The 14,928-nt window shown below is 64.6% G+C and carries 12 protein-coding genes; 4 read left to right on the forward strand and 8 right to left on the reverse strand.

The genetic code is table 11. The features are described from left to right. The first annotated feature begins 119 nt into the window (after positions 1-119). The 4 genes from QN397_RS18520 (at position 120) to QN397_RS18535 (ending at position 7,999) form a co-directional block, all read left to right on the forward strand. Positions 120-3,692, forward strand: a complete 3,573-nt coding sequence (locus tag QN397_RS18520; RefSeq protein WP_323501633.1) for a transglutaminase family protein — start codon at positions 120-122, stop codon at positions 3,690-3,692. Between the two features lie 82 nt (positions 3,693-3,774). Further along, on the forward strand, positions 3,775-6,483 hold the full coding sequence (locus QN397_RS18525; protein WP_323501634.1) for a circularly permuted type 2 ATP-grasp protein: 2,709 nt from the start codon (positions 3,775-3,777) through the stop codon (positions 6,481-6,483). Between the two features lie 22 nt (positions 6,484-6,505). Further along, on the forward strand, positions 6,506-7,516 hold the full coding sequence (locus QN397_RS18530; protein ID WP_323501635.1) for a transglutaminase family protein: 1,011 nt from the start codon (positions 6,506-6,508) through the stop codon (positions 7,514-7,516). Positions 7,517-7,540: 24 nt separating this feature from the next. Then, positions 7,541-7,999 carry a RidA family protein gene (locus tag QN397_RS18535; RefSeq protein WP_323496090.1) on the forward strand — a complete coding sequence of 153 codons (459 nt, stop codon included), beginning with the start codon at positions 7,541-7,543 and terminating at the stop codon, positions 7,997-7,999. Here the strand turns inward: QN397_RS18535 and QN397_RS18540 are convergent, their stop codons facing one another. Genes QN397_RS18540 through QN397_RS18575 form a run of 8 tightly spaced genes read right to left on the reverse strand, consistent with a single transcriptional unit; the run spans position 8,000 to position 14,714 of the window. After that, positions 8,000-9,049, reverse strand: coding sequence for a LacI family DNA-binding transcriptional regulator (locus tag QN397_RS18540; RefSeq protein ID WP_323496091.1), 1,050 nt, complete (start codon positions 9,047-9,049; stop codon positions 8,000-8,002). 14 nt (positions 9,050-9,063) lie between these two features. Further along, positions 9,064-10,044 carry a D-glycerate dehydrogenase gene (locus tag QN397_RS18545; RefSeq protein WP_323496278.1) on the reverse strand — a complete coding sequence of 327 codons (981 nt, stop codon included), beginning with the start codon at positions 10,042-10,044 and terminating at the stop codon, positions 9,064-9,066. A gap of 8 nt (positions 10,045-10,052) precedes the next feature. Further along, complete coding sequence (locus QN397_RS18550; RefSeq protein WP_323501636.1) at positions 10,053-11,018, reverse strand: sugar kinase; 966 nt, start codon at positions 11,016-11,018, stop codon at positions 10,053-10,055. Between the two features lie 16 nt (positions 11,019-11,034). Further along, the gene (locus tag QN397_RS18555) at positions 11,035-11,769 is read right to left on the reverse strand and encodes a sugar phosphate isomerase/epimerase family protein (protein WP_416352343.1); all 735 of its coding nucleotides are present in this window, start codon (positions 11,767-11,769) and stop codon (positions 11,035-11,037) included. Beyond that, positions 11,769-12,524 (reverse strand): amino acid ABC transporter ATP-binding protein, encoded by a 756-nt coding sequence (locus QN397_RS18560; protein WP_323496094.1) that lies wholly within the window; start codon positions 12,522-12,524, stop codon positions 11,769-11,771. The genes QN397_RS18555 and QN397_RS18560 overlap by 1 nt, the downstream gene beginning before the upstream one ends. Continuing rightward, on the reverse strand, positions 12,524-13,330 hold the full coding sequence (locus QN397_RS18565) for a transporter substrate-binding domain-containing protein (RefSeq protein ID WP_323496095.1): 807 nt from the start codon (positions 13,328-13,330) through the stop codon (positions 12,524-12,526). The genes QN397_RS18560 and QN397_RS18565 overlap by 1 nt, the downstream gene beginning before the upstream one ends. Before the next feature lie 40 nt (positions 13,331-13,370). Then, positions 13,371-14,024, reverse strand: coding sequence for an amino acid ABC transporter permease (locus QN397_RS18570; protein WP_323501638.1), 654 nt, complete (start codon positions 14,022-14,024; stop codon positions 13,371-13,373). 18 nt (positions 14,025-14,042) lie between these two features. Beyond that, positions 14,043-14,714, reverse strand: coding sequence for an amino acid ABC transporter permease (locus tag QN397_RS18575; protein WP_323496097.1), 672 nt, complete (start codon positions 14,712-14,714; stop codon positions 14,043-14,045). Between the last annotated feature and the right edge of the window lie 214 nt (positions 14,715-14,928).

Consider the following 14,928-nt stretch of genomic DNA (forward strand, 5'->3'; position numbering starts at 1 on the left):
CGTTGAGGCGCTCTTTGGCGCGTTAATTGCTTGACCTCGGCTAGTATGCGTCTCGAACGAGGCCTTCGCTCAACCGCCTCTCAGCCTGCACTTTTCGACGCTTCCGGCGCCCAAAAAACATGTCCATTCACGCCGCACTTCACCACGTCACGCATTACAAGTACGACCGTCCGGTGCAATTGGGGCCGCAGGTCGTTCGGCTCCGCCCGGCACCGCATTGCCGCAGCAACATCATTTCGTATTCGTTGCAGGTCGAGCCCGCAGAGCATTTCGTCAACTGGATGCAAGACCCGTTCGCCAACTACCAGGCGCGGCTGGTGTTCCCGGAGAAGACAACCGAATTCAAGGTCACGGTCGACCTCGTGGTCGAAATGGCGGTCTACAACCCGTTCGACTTCTTCCTCGAGCCGCAGGCCGAGAACTTCCCCTTCAAGTACACCGAGTCGCAGGCTGTCGAACTTGCGCCTTACCTTGTCGCAGACCCGGGGACACCGCTGGTCGAGGCCTATCTTGAAAAAGTCGATCGCAAAGAGCAGCGCACCATCGACTTTCTGGTCGGCATCAACCAGCAGGTGCAGAAGGACGTCAACTACCTGATTCGCATGGAGCCCGGTGTGCAAACGCCGGAAGAAACGCTGACCAACGGCAGTGGTTCTTGTCGCGATTCGGGCTGGCTGCTGGTTCAGTTGCTGCGTCACATCGGCCTGGCGGCGCGCTTCGTTTCGGGCTACCTCATCCAGCTCACGCCGGACGTGAAAGCACTCGACGGCCCGAGCGGTACGACGGTCGACTTCACCGATCTGCACGCATGGTGCGAAGTGTTCCTGCCGGGGGCAGGCTGGGTCGGCCTCGACGCCACCTCCGGCCTGCTCGCCGGCGAAGGCCACATTCCGCTCGCCTGCACGCCGACGCCGTCGAGTGCCGCGCCGATCGAAGGCGTGGTCGACGATGCAGAGGTCGAATTCGGCCATGAAATGAAGGTCTCGCGCATCTACGAATCGCCGCGCGTGACCAAGCCCTACACCGAAGAGCAATGGGCCGAAGTGCTGGCCCTCGGCGATGCGGTCGACAAGCGGCTGCAAGCCGGCGACGTGCGCTTGACGATGGGCGGAGAACCGACCTATGTGGCGACCAGCGACCGCGATGCGGCGGAATGGAACATCGACGCCCTCGGCCCGACGAAGCGCGGCTACGCGACCGAGTTGGTCCAAAAGCTGCGTGCCGAATACGGCAAAGGCGGCTTTCTGCATTTCGGCCAGGGCAAGTGGTATCCCGGCGAGCAATTGCCGCGATGGGCACTGTCGATTTTCTGGCGTGGCGACTGCGAGACGCTGTGGCACAACCCCGAACTCTTCGCCGACGAACGCGTGCCGACGCACTACACCAGCGAAGACGCGCGCCGCTTCACCACCGTACTGGCGCACAAGCTGGGCTTGACCGAGCGCTACATGCAGCCGGGCTACGAAGACGTTTACTACTATCTCTGGCGCGAGCGTCGGCTGCCTGTCAACGTCGACCCGTTCGAGTCGAAGCTCGACGACGAACTGGAGCGCGTGCGCCTGCGCCGCGTGTTCACCCAAAAGCTCGATGCGGTCATCGGCTACATGCTGCCGATCGAGCCCGGCAGCGCCGACAAGGATGCGCCGCCGCTGGAGGGACCGGGCTGGAAAACCGGCCCGTGGTTCCTGCGTGACGACCGGCTGTATCTCATCCCCGGTGACTCGCCGATGGGTTACCGCTTGCCGCTCGATTCGCAGCCCTGGGCCAGCAAGGGCGACTACCCATACCTGATCGAACGCGATCCGACAGCACCGCGCGCCGCGCTGCCGACTTCAGCGGACTACCGCGAACGCTACGCGACCAGCTCTGAGCCCCCGACAGGTGACCTGGGTGCCGTGCCCTATGTCTTCGGCGCGCCACCGGTTACCGCGCCGGAGCTGCGCTTTCAAGGCGCTGGTGGCCATGCTGCTGCTGCTGCCGCAGCAGACGGTGCGAGCGCTGCCGCTGAGGCATCGGCCACCGGCGCGGAGGTCGATGCCGCTTCAGCCAGTGCTGCTGCCGCGTCCGTTGCACCCGGCGCCACGCGGCAACCGCAACGCGGCGAGTCGGCCCATTGGGTCACGCGCACCGCGCTCTGCGTCGAAGTGCGCGACCCGCGCCGCGCCAATGGCCCGGCCGCTGAAAAGGTCGGTACTGCATCGGGCGTGCTGTACGTCTTCATGCCGCCACTGGCACGCCTCGAGGATTACCTCGACCTCGTCGCCGCCATCGAAGCGACGTCGGCCCAACTCGGCGTGCAGGTCGTCATGGAAGGCTACCCGCCACCACGCGATCCGCGCTTGAAGATGCTGGCCGTCACGCCCGACCCGGGCGTCATCGAAGTCAACATCCATCCCGCCAGCAACTGGAAGGAACTGGTCGAACACACCGAGTTCCTCTACAACGCCGCGTTCGAGACACGCCTGTCGGCCGAGAAGTTCATGACCGACGGCCGCCATACCGGCACCGGCGGCGGCAATCACTTCGTGATGGGCGGCGCCACGCCGGCGGACAGTCCGTTCCTGCGCCGACCGGAGCTGCTCGCCAGCCTGCTGCTGTATTGGCACAACCATCCGTCGCTCAGCTACTTGTTCTCGGGCATGTTCATCGGCCCGACAAGCCAGGCGCCGCGTGTGGACGAAGCCCGCAACGATCAGGTGTACGAGCTTGAAATCGCGCTGAAAGAGATCGCTCGCAACCGCGAGATCTACGGCGAGAACATGCCGGCCTGGTTGGTCGACCGCACGCTGCGCAACATCCTGGTGGACGTGTCGGGCAACACGCACCGCAGCGAGTTCTGCATCGACAAGCTCTACTCGCCCGATTCGAGCACCGGCCGCCTCGGCCTGCTGGAATTGCGTGCCTTTGAAATGCCGCCGCACGCACGCATGAGCATTGCGCAACAGTTGCTGATTCGCGCCTTCGTCGCCCGCTTCTGGGACGAGCCGTATAAGGCGCCGATGACGCGCTGGGGCACCGAGCTGCACGACCGCTTTCTGCTGCCGACATTCGTCAAGATGGACTTCGACGACGTCATCAGCGAGATGCGCCAAGCCGGCTTTCCGTTCGATCCGAACTGGTTCGCGCCGCACCTCGAGTTTCGCTTTCCGCTGGTCGGCCAGATTCAGGCCATGGGTGTGGAGCTGTCGCTTCGCAACGCGCTCGAACCGTGGCATGTCATGGGCGAAGAAGGCTCCTCGGGCGGCACCGTTCGCTATGTCGACTCGTCGCTGGAGCGAATCGAAGTTCGCGTGACCGGCCTGAACGAGAGCCGCCACGTCATCACCGTCAATGGCAAGGTGCTGCCGCTGCAGCCCACCGGCACCACCGGCGAGTTCGTGGCCGGCGTGCGCTACAAAGCCTGGAATCCGCCGTCGGCGCTGCATCCGAGCATCGGCGCGCATGCACCGCTGACCTTCGACCTGGTCGACACCTGGATGAAGCGTTCGCTGGGCGGATGCCAATACTTCGTGGCGCATCCGGGTGGTCGCAACTACGAGACATTTCCGGTGAATGCCTACGAGGCCGAGAGCCGGCGCCACTCGCGCTTTACGCGCATGGGCCACACCCCCGGCGTGCTCAATACGCCGCCAGCGACCATCGAACTGGCGGGCAGCCGCGAGTTCCCGTTCACGCTCGATCTGCGTCGTTGATTGTGTCTAGCCACACTTCAGCCGGTTATTTCGTTTAGTGGTCACTCCATCAAAGTGAGCGCGATGTGACAATCCACAGTCTGTGGAACCTCTGAACGAATCTCTCTTCGGCGCGCAAGCGCTCGAATCACCCGCCGCGCTTGCCTCATCGCTTGCGCCTGCCGCCGCGCCCGGTCATTACGATGAGTTGCGAGGCGAGGCCACGCGGCCGACGCCGGCGCGAACCGTCAACCCGCCGCCCGGCGCACCGCTGTACGACACGGCGTCGGCTCAGCCCGCGCCTCCAGTGCCGGCGCCTGAAGAAGCCGCAGGACCGCAAGACAAGCCGCCGCTGACACCAGCCTGGGGCAAGTTCTTCGAGAACCTGGGCTCAGGCAGCTTCAGCGACCTGCCGCGCCGCGCCGTCAGTCTTGAACGGCAGATTCGCGACAACGGCGTCACTTACAACGTCTATGCAGACGCCGACGGTCCGCAGCGGCCTTGGTCGCTCGACCTGTTTCCGCTCATCGTCTCGCCCGAAAGCTGGGCGCAGATCGAGGCCGGCGTGCTGCAACGCGTGCGCGTGCTCGATCGCGTCATGGCAGACGTCTACGGTCCGCAGCAATTGCTGGCAGAAGGCTTGTTGCCGGCGGCGCTGGTGCGCGGCCATCCGGGCTACCTGCGGCCGATGCACGGCGTCAAACCGCCCGGCGATACATGGCTGCACATCACGGCGTTCGATCTCGCTCGCGGCCCCGACGGCAACTGGTGGGTCGTGTCGCAGCGCACGCAAGCGCCTTCAGGCCTCGGCTACCTGCTCGAAAACCGGCTCGCGATCTCACGTCAGTTTCCGCAGGCGTTCGAAGCGCTCGACGTGCAGCGACTGGCTTCGACCTACAGCGCAATGATGGAGGGCCTGCAGGCCATGTGCCCCGCGGGCGCGCCGCCGCATATCGCCCTGCTGACGCCCGGCCCGTACAACGAAACCTACTTCGAGCACGCGTACCTCGCGCGCTACCTCGGCGTAACGTTGGTCGAAGGCAGCGACCTCACCGTGCGCGACCAGCGGCTCTATCTCAAGACCTTGCAAGGCTTGCGGCCGGTGCACGGCCTCATCAAGCGGCTCGACGACCAATACCTTGACCCGCTCGAACTGCGCCCCGACTCGACGCTCGGCGTACCGGGCTTGCTACAGGCTATTCGCGCCGGCAACCTTCTCGTCGCCAACATGCCGGGCTCGGCGTTCCTCGAATCGCCGGCGCTCCTTGGGTTCTTGCCCGCACTGGCGCGTCGGCTCATCGGCGAAAAGCTGCAGCTCCCCGCCTTGCCGACCTGGTGGTGCGGCGAGCGCGCGGCCATGGAAGCCGTGCTGCCGCAGCTCGGCGATTGCGCCATCAAGCCCACCTACCCCGGCTCCAACGCGCACACCACCTTCGAGGCAGTGCTCGGCAGCCAGTTGGGTCGCCGCGAACTCGACGAGTGGGCCGGCCGCATCGTGCGACAGGGCGAAGCGCACACCGTTCAAAGCTACCTCCCGCTGTCGCAGATGCCGACCTGGACGGCCGACCTCAGCCCCGGCCACATCGCGCCGCGCGCCATGCTGCTGCGCGTCTTCGCAGTGAGCGATGGCGCCCAGTCCTGGCGCGTACTGCCCGGCGGCCTGGCGAGGCTCACCGGCTCCAACGCGCAAATTGCATCGATGCAGCGTGGCGGCAGCAGTGCCGACGTCTGGGTGCAAACGCACGGCGAGGTCGACCGCACCACCCTGCTGCAACCGCACGCCACGCCCGCGTCGCTGGCGCGCCATCGGGCCCCGGTCACGAGCCGTGCCGCCGAACACATGTTCTGGCTGGGCCGCTACACCGAACGCGCCGAAAACGCCGTGCGTTTGTCGCGCCTCACCCTCGATCTGCTGCGTGGCGAAGACCAGTCATCGCGCCCGCTCCTCGCCTGGCTGCATCGCCTGGCGCTGCGCAATGCACTGGTGCCACGCGACGTTCCGAGCGCTCCCAAATCGCGCCGTGTGTTCGAGCGCGCGCTCATCGCCGAGTTGGGCAATGTCGACAAGGGCGGCAGCGTCGGCTTCAGTCTTCGCTGTATCCGTGAATCGGCCGCCGCAGTGCGAGAACGTCTTTCGCAAGATCACTGGAACCAGATCGTTCGCGCTGAAGACGAATTCCTGCGCCGCAGCGTGGAGCAGGCGGGTGAAGTCGGCGAAGGCAGCTACGCCACCGGCGCGGCCATGCGATCACTCGAAGCCGCCAGCGCAGCCCTTGCGGCCATGACCGGTGCCCAGACCGACCGCATGACGCGGGACGATGCCTGGCGCCTGCTGTCGATCGGTCGCCACATCGAGCGGCTGGGCTTCCTGTCGAGCGCACTCGCAGCCGGCTTCGCGAACGGCGCCGTTCACGAGATCGGTGGCTTCGAGGCGATGATCGCCCTGTTCGACAGCACCATCACTTTTCATGCGCGTTACCAACAGCGCCGCGATGTTGCAACGATGGTCGACCTGCTGGTGCTCGACGGGGACAATCCGCGCTCGCTGGCATGGGTCACACAGACGCTGCGGGGCCGCATTGCGAAGTTGGCCGGCAGCGCGCCGGGCAAGCTGAGTGCGCTCTCCTACGAGCTGCCCGACCCCGCCAGCTGGACGCTGGAACGCATGTGCGAAGCCGGCGCCGAGGCCCAGTACCCCGCCCTCGTGGACCTGTTCGGCGCGTGCGAGCTGGCGGCTTACCATGTGTCGGACGCGATCGGCATTCGCTACTTCACCCTGACGTCCGAATCGCTTCGCTCCGTCGGAGCCTAGCCGGAACGCACCGGAGCCAAACATGCTGCTGCACGTCACCCACGAAACCCGCTACGACTACACGCCGCCCGTCGAGACGGCGCAGCACCTTGCGCACTTGAAGCCGCTCGCCACCGCATCGCAGCGGCTCGTGAGCCACACGCTGCGCATCACGCCCGAGCCGGCGCAACGCAGCGAGTTGCCTGATTTGTACGGCAACGCACGCGCATTTTTTGCGCTCGATTCGACGCACGACGAGTTGATCGTCATCGCTGAAAGCGTGGTCGATACGAAGACCCCCGTGCTCTCGCCGGCCGTGGCACGCGACCTGGCTTGGGAAGCGGTCCGCGAGCGCTTCATCTACCGCAAGGGCACGACCTTCGATGCCGCCTCGGACTTTGTCTTTCCGTCGCCTTACGTGCCGCGTCACGACAATTTCGCGGCCTATGCACGGCCCAGCTTCGTGCCCGGCCGGCCGACCTTCGACGTCGCGATGGACTTGACGCAGCGCATGTACCGCGACTTCGACTACGAGCCTGAAAGCACCGAGATCAACACGCCCGCGGTCGAGGCACTGGCGCAGCGCAAAGGCGTCTGCCAGGACTTCGCGCACATCATGATCGCGTGCTTTCGCACGATGGGTCTGCCGGCGCGCTATGTGAGCGGCTACCTGCTCACGCAACCACCGCCCGGCAAGGCCCGCCTCATCGGCGCCGACGCTTCGCATGCCTGGGTATCGGTGTACCTGCCGGGCCGCGGCGACGGCGCGGGAAGCGCTGGCGACTGGGCCGACTTCGATCCCACCAACGGTCGCCAGCCTGGCGAAGACTATGTGACGCTGGCGCTGGGCCGCGACTATTCCGACGTGTCTCCGATGCGCGGCGTGCTGCACGGCGGCGCCAGGCATACGCTGCATGTCGGCGTGACGGTGCAGCCTGCCGAAGAGTTGCGGGAGCGCGAAGCGAAAGCGGCTGCTGCACTCGCTGCCGCCGGTTCTGCGTCTTCATCCCAATCTCAATCTCAATCTCAATCTCAATCCCAATCGCAGCGCTGACGCTGCCCTTCTTTCGGAATCCCCATGAGCGTTTACGACAAACTGACCCAACTCGGCATCTCCCTGCCCGCCGTCTCCGTGCCCGCCGCGGCCTATGTGCCCTTCGTGCAAACCGGCAACCTGATCTTTCTGTCGGGTCACATCGCCAAGCAAGACGGCAAGCCATGGGTCGGCCAGCTGGGCGTCAACATCGGCACCGACGAAGGCAGGAAGGCGGCCCGCGCCATCGCCATCGACCTGCTCGGCACCCTGCATGCGGCAGTCGGCGATCTGAACAAGATCACGCGCATCGTCAAGGTCATGAGCCTGGTCAATTCCGCGCCCACCTTTACCGAACAGCATCTGGTCACCAACGGCGCCAGCGAGCTCTTCGCGGAAGTCTTTGGCGCCGTCAAAGGCGCGCATGCGCGCAGCGCGTTCGGCGTGGCGCAGATCCCGATGGGTGCTTGTGTGGAGATCGAGCTGATCGCTGAAGTAGGCTGATCAGCCCGCCACGCGCAGCGAAGATCCTCGCACCACCAGCTCCCCCGGCAGCAACAACTGCCGCGGTGCCGAATCAAGCCCCTTCAACCGTTCGATCAGACAATTCGCTGCCGCGCGGCCGATCTCGTCGGTCGGCTGCGAGATGGTGCTGAGTCCCGGCCCGATCAACGAGGCCCAGTCCGGGTCGTCGAATCCCACGAAGCCGATGTCGCGTCCGAACTGCAGATCGAGCCGCGCCATCGCCTGCGCCACGCGCAGCGTGACGACTGCGTTGCCGGCAATGACTGCGGCACCTTTGCCAGAAGTTGTTCGCTGACCCCGCATGGCGCGCTTGCGCAGTGCACGCAGTGCTTCGTCGAGCGCTGCACCTCCATCTCCTACGCTCTCGAAGACTTCTCCCGCTACCTTCGGCTGGTGCGCGGTCATGCAGGCGCCGAAAGCCGCTGTGCGCTCGCGCCGTGAACTCACGCCCTTCGACGGTTCGGTGATGTAAAGCAATTCGCGATAGCCGCCATCGACCAGATGCCCGCAGGCAGCTCGCATCGCAGAACGGTTGTCGAGTGAGACGAAGTCGGTGTGCATGCCCGCGTGCCGACGGTCGACCAGCACCGCCGGTTTGCCATGCAGCGCATCGGCATCGACCAGACCCGCGCCGCGGCCCAACGTATTGAGGATGAAGCCGTCGACCTGGTACCCGGCCAGTGCATCGATCGCCTCGCGCTCCCGATCGACGTCGTTGCCCAGGTTGAACAGCATCACGAGGTAGCCAGCGTCCTGACAGGCCTTCTCGGCGCCGCGCAACACCGCCACCGAATAGGGGTTGGTGATGTCCGCGACGATCAGGCCGATGAGGCGCGAACGACCGCGGCTCAGCGCTTGCGCCATCGGGCTCGGCGAATAACCGAGCGCGGCGATGGCGGTTTCGACGCGCGTCGCGATGTCGGGGCTCAGCAATCGTTCGCGGTGATTCAGAAAGCGCGAGACCGTCGCTTTCGAGACGCCCGCCGCCGCTGCCACATCGGCGATGGTGGATTTGCCGGGGCGCTGCAAGGAAGCCTTTGCGGTCAACCTGCGGCCGTGTCGTACGCGGCAGTCGGCTGCTCCCCCGCCAACGCCTGCAGCAAGTTGGTAGTGGCCAGCGCAGCCATCGCGTGTCGCGTCTCGTGCGTGGCCGAGCCGATGTGCGGCAATGGCGTGACGCGCGGATGCGTGCGCAGCGGTGAATCGAGCGGCAGTGGTTCTTTCGCGAACACATCGAGCCCGGCTGCACGAAGGCTGCCTTGATCGAGTGCGGCCAGCAACGCGGCCTCATCGACCGTTGCGCCGCGGCCCACATTGATGAAAGCCGCACCCGGCTTCATGCGCGCGAAGAACTTCGCATCGATCATCCCGCGCGTTGCATCAGACAAAGGCAGCATCGCCAGCACGATATCCGACTGCGCGAGCAGCGCATCGAGCGGCGTGTGGGTGGCGCGGCCTTGAAGTTCCGGTGCTTGCGTAGCAAGGTCGACCGCGCGGCGCGAGTGATACAGAACCGGCATGCCGAAGCCGAGCGCCGCACGACGCGCCACCGCTTGACCGATGCGCCCGAAGCCGAGGATGCCGAGCGTCTTGCCGTGCACGTCGTAGCCGAACAAGTCTTCGCCCACGCTGCTCTTCCATTGCCCATCGCGCACCAGATTCGCCAGCTCGACCACACGCCGTTGCGTGGCCATCAACAACACGAACACCGTGTCCGCCACGGTTTCCGTGAGCACGCCGGGTGTGTGGCACAGCACGATGCCGCGCGCATTCAGCTCGGCCAGCGGGTAGTTGTCGACGCCGACCGAAATGCTGGAAATCACCTCGAGTCGCGGTGCTGCATCGAGCAGCGCCGCGTCGACCGGATGGCTAGCGCCGATGAGTCCGTGCGTCGTCGGCAGCGCGGCGTTGAACACGTCGGGCAGCGTGCGCGGATCGGCCACCGTCACTTCATGCGCCGCTCGCAGACGAGCCAGTTGATCTTCGGGGAGATCGCGAAACACCAATACGTTCTTGCGCGTCATAGTCACTGTCACAGTCCTGCCTCATTGAGTTGTGCCCGCGTCGGCAGGCCTTCGGTATCGCCCAGCACCTGCACCGCGCGCGCGCCGATCCAGGCGCCGCGACGGACGGCCTCCGGCACGCTCTTGCCTTCGAGCAGCGCGCTGACGACACCAGCGGCAAAGCCGTCACCGGCGCCTACGGTGTCGATCACTTCCGCCACGGGAAAACCTTCGATGCAGCCCGTGCCGACCACGTCACTGTCGTAGTAAGCGCCCTGGGCACCGAGCTTGACCACGACCAGTTTCGCGCCGAGCCGGCGGTAGAACTTAGCGATGGCTTCCGGCTCGGTTTCGCCGGTCAGGAGCAAGCCTTCTTCCAAGCCTGGCAAGACCCAGTCGGCACGCGACGCAAGCTCGTTGATCCAATGCCGCATGGCCTCGGTCGAAGTCCAGAGCGTCGGCCGCAGGTTAGGGTCGAAAGAGATGCTGCGGCCTGCCGCGCGCATGACGTCCATCGTTTTCAGCGCAGCTTGCAGGCTCGTGTCGGAGATGGCTGCGAAGACGCCGGTGGCGTGCAGATGTCGCGCCGATCGCAGCCATGCCTCGTCGACATCGGCCGACCCCATCTGGCTCGCAGCCGAACCCTTGCGGTGGTACTCGACCGGCGGATCGCTGCCGTCGGTCACGCGACCTTTGAACTGAAAGCCGGTGCGCTGTGCTGCGTCGCAAATCACATGCGAACAATCGATGCCCTCGCCCTTCATGGCTGCGATCAGGTAGCGCCCCATCGAATCGGTGCCCAGCCGACTGGCCCAGCCGACCTTGAGTCCAAGGCGCGCCAAACCAATGGCCACGTTGGTTTCGGCGCCGGCGGTACGCTTGTAAAAAGACTCGGCGTTCTCGAGGGGACCGGGCCGGTCGGCGACCAGCAACAGCATCGCTTCCCCGAACAGCGCGACATCGAACAGCGCGATGTCGAGGGCAGCGTCTGTCATGCGGATTCCAGTGCGCTCACAACGCGCGGACGAACGCGATCTGCTCGCGCGCCACGGCCAGCAGGTCGTCGCCCGTCAGCGGGTATTCGATGGCGCGCGGCACATCGGCTGGCAAGACCCGGAACAGCGCACGCCAGGGTGCTGCGGATTCAGCGAGCGGCACCGCCACCCACTTCGCAGGCAGCCGTTGCACGCCTTTGCAATGGACATAGCGCACGCGTTTGCCGAGCGCCTTGGCCGCCTCGATCGGACATTCACCGACGTAGTGCCAGTTGCCCATGTCGAATGTCATTCCGAGTGAAATGCCGGCGCTCTCCGCCGCATTGAAGAAGGTCATCAAGGCCGGCAGCGAGCCCGCCGATACGGTCTGGTCGTTCTCGATCAGGAGCTCGATGCGCGTCTCGGACAACTGCACCTTCAGGCCCCACAGCGATCCGTGCGAGCTGGCCCGAAAGTCACCGATCGACATCTTCAACCGCTTGGCACCGAGTGTGGTCGCTGCCGCGATGCCGCGACCCAGCGCGGCGCTGTCGAGCCAGCCGCCTTCGGCCCACAAGCCTTCGGGACTCGAGTAGACCGAAGCCAGGCCAGCCAGCGCAGGCAATTCAGTCGCCGCATCGCGCAGCATTTCGCCGCGCACTTCGACCGAGTCCGCACCGGCGGATTTCGCCAACTGGGCGTACCACAACTGACCATGGCGGCCGACTTCGGCAGCGCCGAAAGACGACAGCGAAACGAGAACGGTGGACATCAATGCGCCTGATTCGAGCTGAGGATCTGCCCGAGAAACTGCTTGAGCTTTTCGTTCTTCGGATTGCCGAAGAATTCGGCGGGCGGCGCTTGTTCGAGGATCTTGCCGTCGGCCATGAAAATCACACGGTCGGCCACGCTGCGGGCAAAGCCCATCTCGTGCGTGACGCACAGCATCGTCATGCCGTCGTCGGCCAGGCTGATCATGGTGTCAAGCACTTCCTTGACCATCTCGGGGTCGAGCGCAGAGGTCGGCTCGTCGAACAACATGATCTTCGGCGTCATGCAGAGTGCGCGAGCAATCGCCACGCGCTGCTGCTGGCCACCCGACAACTGGCTCGGGTACTTGTGCGCCTGCTCGGGGATGCGCACGCGCGTGAGGTACTTCATCGCGACTTCCTCGGCTTGCGGCTTCGTCATGCCGCGCGAGCGCATCGGCGCCAGCGTGCAGTTTTGCAAAATCGTCAGGTGCGGGAACAGGTTGAACTGCTGGAACACCATGCCGACCTCGGCCCGCACCGCATCGACGTTCTTGCCGCCGGCCGTGAGGTCGATGCCGTCGACGACGATCTTTCCCTTTTGCACGGTCTCGAGCCTGTTGATGCAACGAATCAGCGTCGACTTGCCCGAGCCCGAAGGCCCGCACACCACGATGCGCTCACCCTGCTTCACGTCGAGGTCGATGTCGGTCAGCACCTGGAAAGTGCCGTACCACTTGTTGACCGCTTCGATGCGGATGATCGAATCGACCGCCATCACTGCATCTTCGGCAGATCGACGCCCAGCCATTTTCTATACAGCTTGTTGAGTTCGCCGTTTGCGGTGTTTCGCGCAACGAACTCGTTCAGGTTCTTCAGCAGATCGTCTTGCCCGAGTCGCATGACGATGCCCATGAATTGCTGGCGCACCACGAATTTCTCTTCGAATGTGTTGGCAGGCACGCGCTTGGCGATTTGCGCTGCAACGGTGGTGGGGCAGCCGATGGCGTCGACCTGGCCCGAGATCAGCGCCTGCATGGCCGAAGCATCGTCGTCGAAGCGGCGGATCTCGGTACCTTCAGGTGCCACTGCCGACAGCGCCACGTCCTGCGTACTCGCACGCGCCACGCCAACGCGAATCCCCTTCAGATCGGCTGCGCTCTTGATGGGTGATTTGACCGACCCGTAGAGAACGATGGTCGCGGCCGAATATGGCGACGAAAACTGAACCTGCTTCGACCGTTCGGGCGTGATGGCGAGCACGGCGACCAACACATCGACCTTGTTGGTCAGCACATAGGGAATGCGGTTCGGGCCGGTCACCGTCACGGTGTTGACCTTGACGCCCCAGTCCTTGCCAAGCAACTTGGCCACGTCGGCGTCATAGCCATCGGGCTGATTCTGGACGTCGGTGGTCGCATACGGCGGTACGTCGACCATCACCCCGATGGTGATCTCGCCCTTCTTCTTTATGTCGGCCATGGACTGTGCAAACGCGAGCGGAGAAAAAGCGACAAGCGCGGCGCCAAGACCCAATGCGGCCATGGCACCCGTCAAAGCGCGGCGAAAAATAGGATGGGACATTCGTTATCTCCTAGGTATGTGAATGTGATTGGACTGGGAATCAGCGCGTGAAAGTACGGGCACCCCGGCGCTCGATGCGAGCCGCCAGCAGCGAAAGCGGCCAACAGATCGCAAAGTAGATGACCGCCACGACCGAGAAGACAACGAGCGGCTGGAAAGTCGCACTGTTGATGATCTGGCCGGCGCGCGTGATCTCGGTGAAGCCGATGATCGCGGCCAGCGATGTGCCTTTGATGATCTGCACCAGGTAGCCAACCGTCGGCGCCAAAGCGATCTTGAATGCCTGCGGCAACACGACGTCGCGCATGCGGGCGACGTACTTCAGGCTCAACGCTTCGGCCGCTTCACGCTGACCGCTCGGTACCGCCTCGATGCAGCCGCGCCAGATCTCGCCGAGGAAGGCGGCGCTGTTCAGGATCAGTGCGACACCTGCGGCGAACCACGGGTTGATGTCGAAGCCGAGCACCGGAGCGCCGAAGAAGATCAGGAACAGTTGCAGCAGCAGCGGCGTGCCCTGAAAGATCTGGATGAACACGGTCGACCCGCGGCGCGCCGCCATCGAGTCCGACGTGCGCATCAACGCGATGATCAGGCCCAGAACGGCGCCGCCGATGAAAGCGATGAGCGACAAGGCCAGCGTCCAGCGCGCCGCCTCGAGGATGAACATGAATTCGGGAAAGCCGAAGGTACGCATGGTCGTGGTGCCCCTGCCTTACCGGCGGTCCGGATAGTTGAGCGTGCGCTGATAGATCAGCTTGAACAACGCCGAGAAAGCGAGCGCCAGCAGCAGGTAGATCGCAGCCACGACGATGTAGATCTCGAAGCTGCGAAAGGTCTGCGACTGCAGGTTGGCGGCGACAGAGGTGAGGTCGTCCGCCGAGATCACCGACACCACGGCCGAACTCAGCATCAGCAAAATGAATTGGCTGGTGAGCGCCGGGTAGATCGCCTTCAACGCCGGCTTGATGATCACGAAGCGAAAGATTTCCCACGCCTTCAGGTTGAGCGCGCGGCCCGCTTCGATCTGTCCCTTGGGAATCGACTCGATGCCGGCACGGATGATCTCGGTCGCATAGGCGCCGAGGTTGACCACCATCGCCACCAGCGCGGCGGTTTGCGGCGACCAGCGCAGCCCGATGGCCGGCAGCGCGAAGAAGAAGAAAAAAAGCTGGACGAGGAAAGGCGTGTTGCGAATGACCTCGATGTACGCATTGATCACGAAGCGCAGCCAGCCCGGACCGGAGGTCTTGCCCCATGCACAGAAGATGGCGACGACCAGGCCGAGCACGGTCGCGATCAGCGACAGCTGGATGGTGATCCAGGTGCCCTTGAGCAGCAGCGGCCATGCCGCGAACACTGCATCGAACTGGAATTGATAGTTCACTCGTGCGACCCGCGTGCGACGGGTTTCGTTTCAACGAAGCGGATTGTATGAAACCGGTTTCAGGCGACCATCAGGGATTGCCCTAGCCACCCTTCGGCGTGACGGGGCACGCAGGCCTAGACTTGCGAACGCCCCAAGACACAGACGAGACCGAACCCATGCCACACACGCCCACCCGCCTGAATTTTCCCGCCCGTCGCTGGGCTGCCCATGC

Source organism: Variovorax sp. RTB1 (assembly GCF_035018765.1).
Lineage (GTDB): Bacteria > Pseudomonadota > Gammaproteobacteria > Burkholderiales > Burkholderiaceae_C > Variovorax.

Coding starts and splice junctions, on each gene's coding strand:
- QN397_RS18520 (WP_323501633.1), top strand. CDS start 120: ATGTCCATTCACGCCGCACTTCACCACGTCACGCATTACAAGTACGAC.
- QN397_RS18530 (WP_323501635.1), top strand. CDS start 6,506: ATGCTGCTGCACGTCACCCACGAAACCCGCTACGACTACACGCCGCCC.
- QN397_RS18535 (WP_323496090.1), top strand. CDS start 7,541: ATGAGCGTTTACGACAAACTGACCCAACTCGGCATCTCCCTGCCCGCC.
- QN397_RS18545 (WP_323496278.1), bottom strand. CDS start 10,044: ATGACGCGCAAGAACGTATTGGTGTTTCGCGATCTCCCCGAAGATCAA.
- QN397_RS18550 (WP_323501636.1), bottom strand. CDS start 11,018: ATGACAGACGCTGCCCTCGACATCGCGCTGTTCGATGTCGCGCTGTTC.
- QN397_RS18555 (WP_416352343.1), bottom strand. CDS start 11,769: ATGTCCACCGTTCTCGTTTCGCTGTCGTCTTTCGGCGCTGCCGAAGTC.
- QN397_RS18560 (WP_323496094.1), bottom strand. CDS start 12,524: ATGGCGGTCGATTCGATCATCCGCATCGAAGCGGTCAACAAGTGGTAC.
- QN397_RS18565 (WP_323496095.1), bottom strand. CDS start 13,330: ATGTCCCATCCTATTTTTCGCCGCGCTTTGACGGGTGCCATGGCCGCA.
- QN397_RS18570 (WP_323501638.1), bottom strand. CDS start 14,024: ATGCGTACCTTCGGCTTTCCCGAATTCATGTTCATCCTCGAGGCGGCG.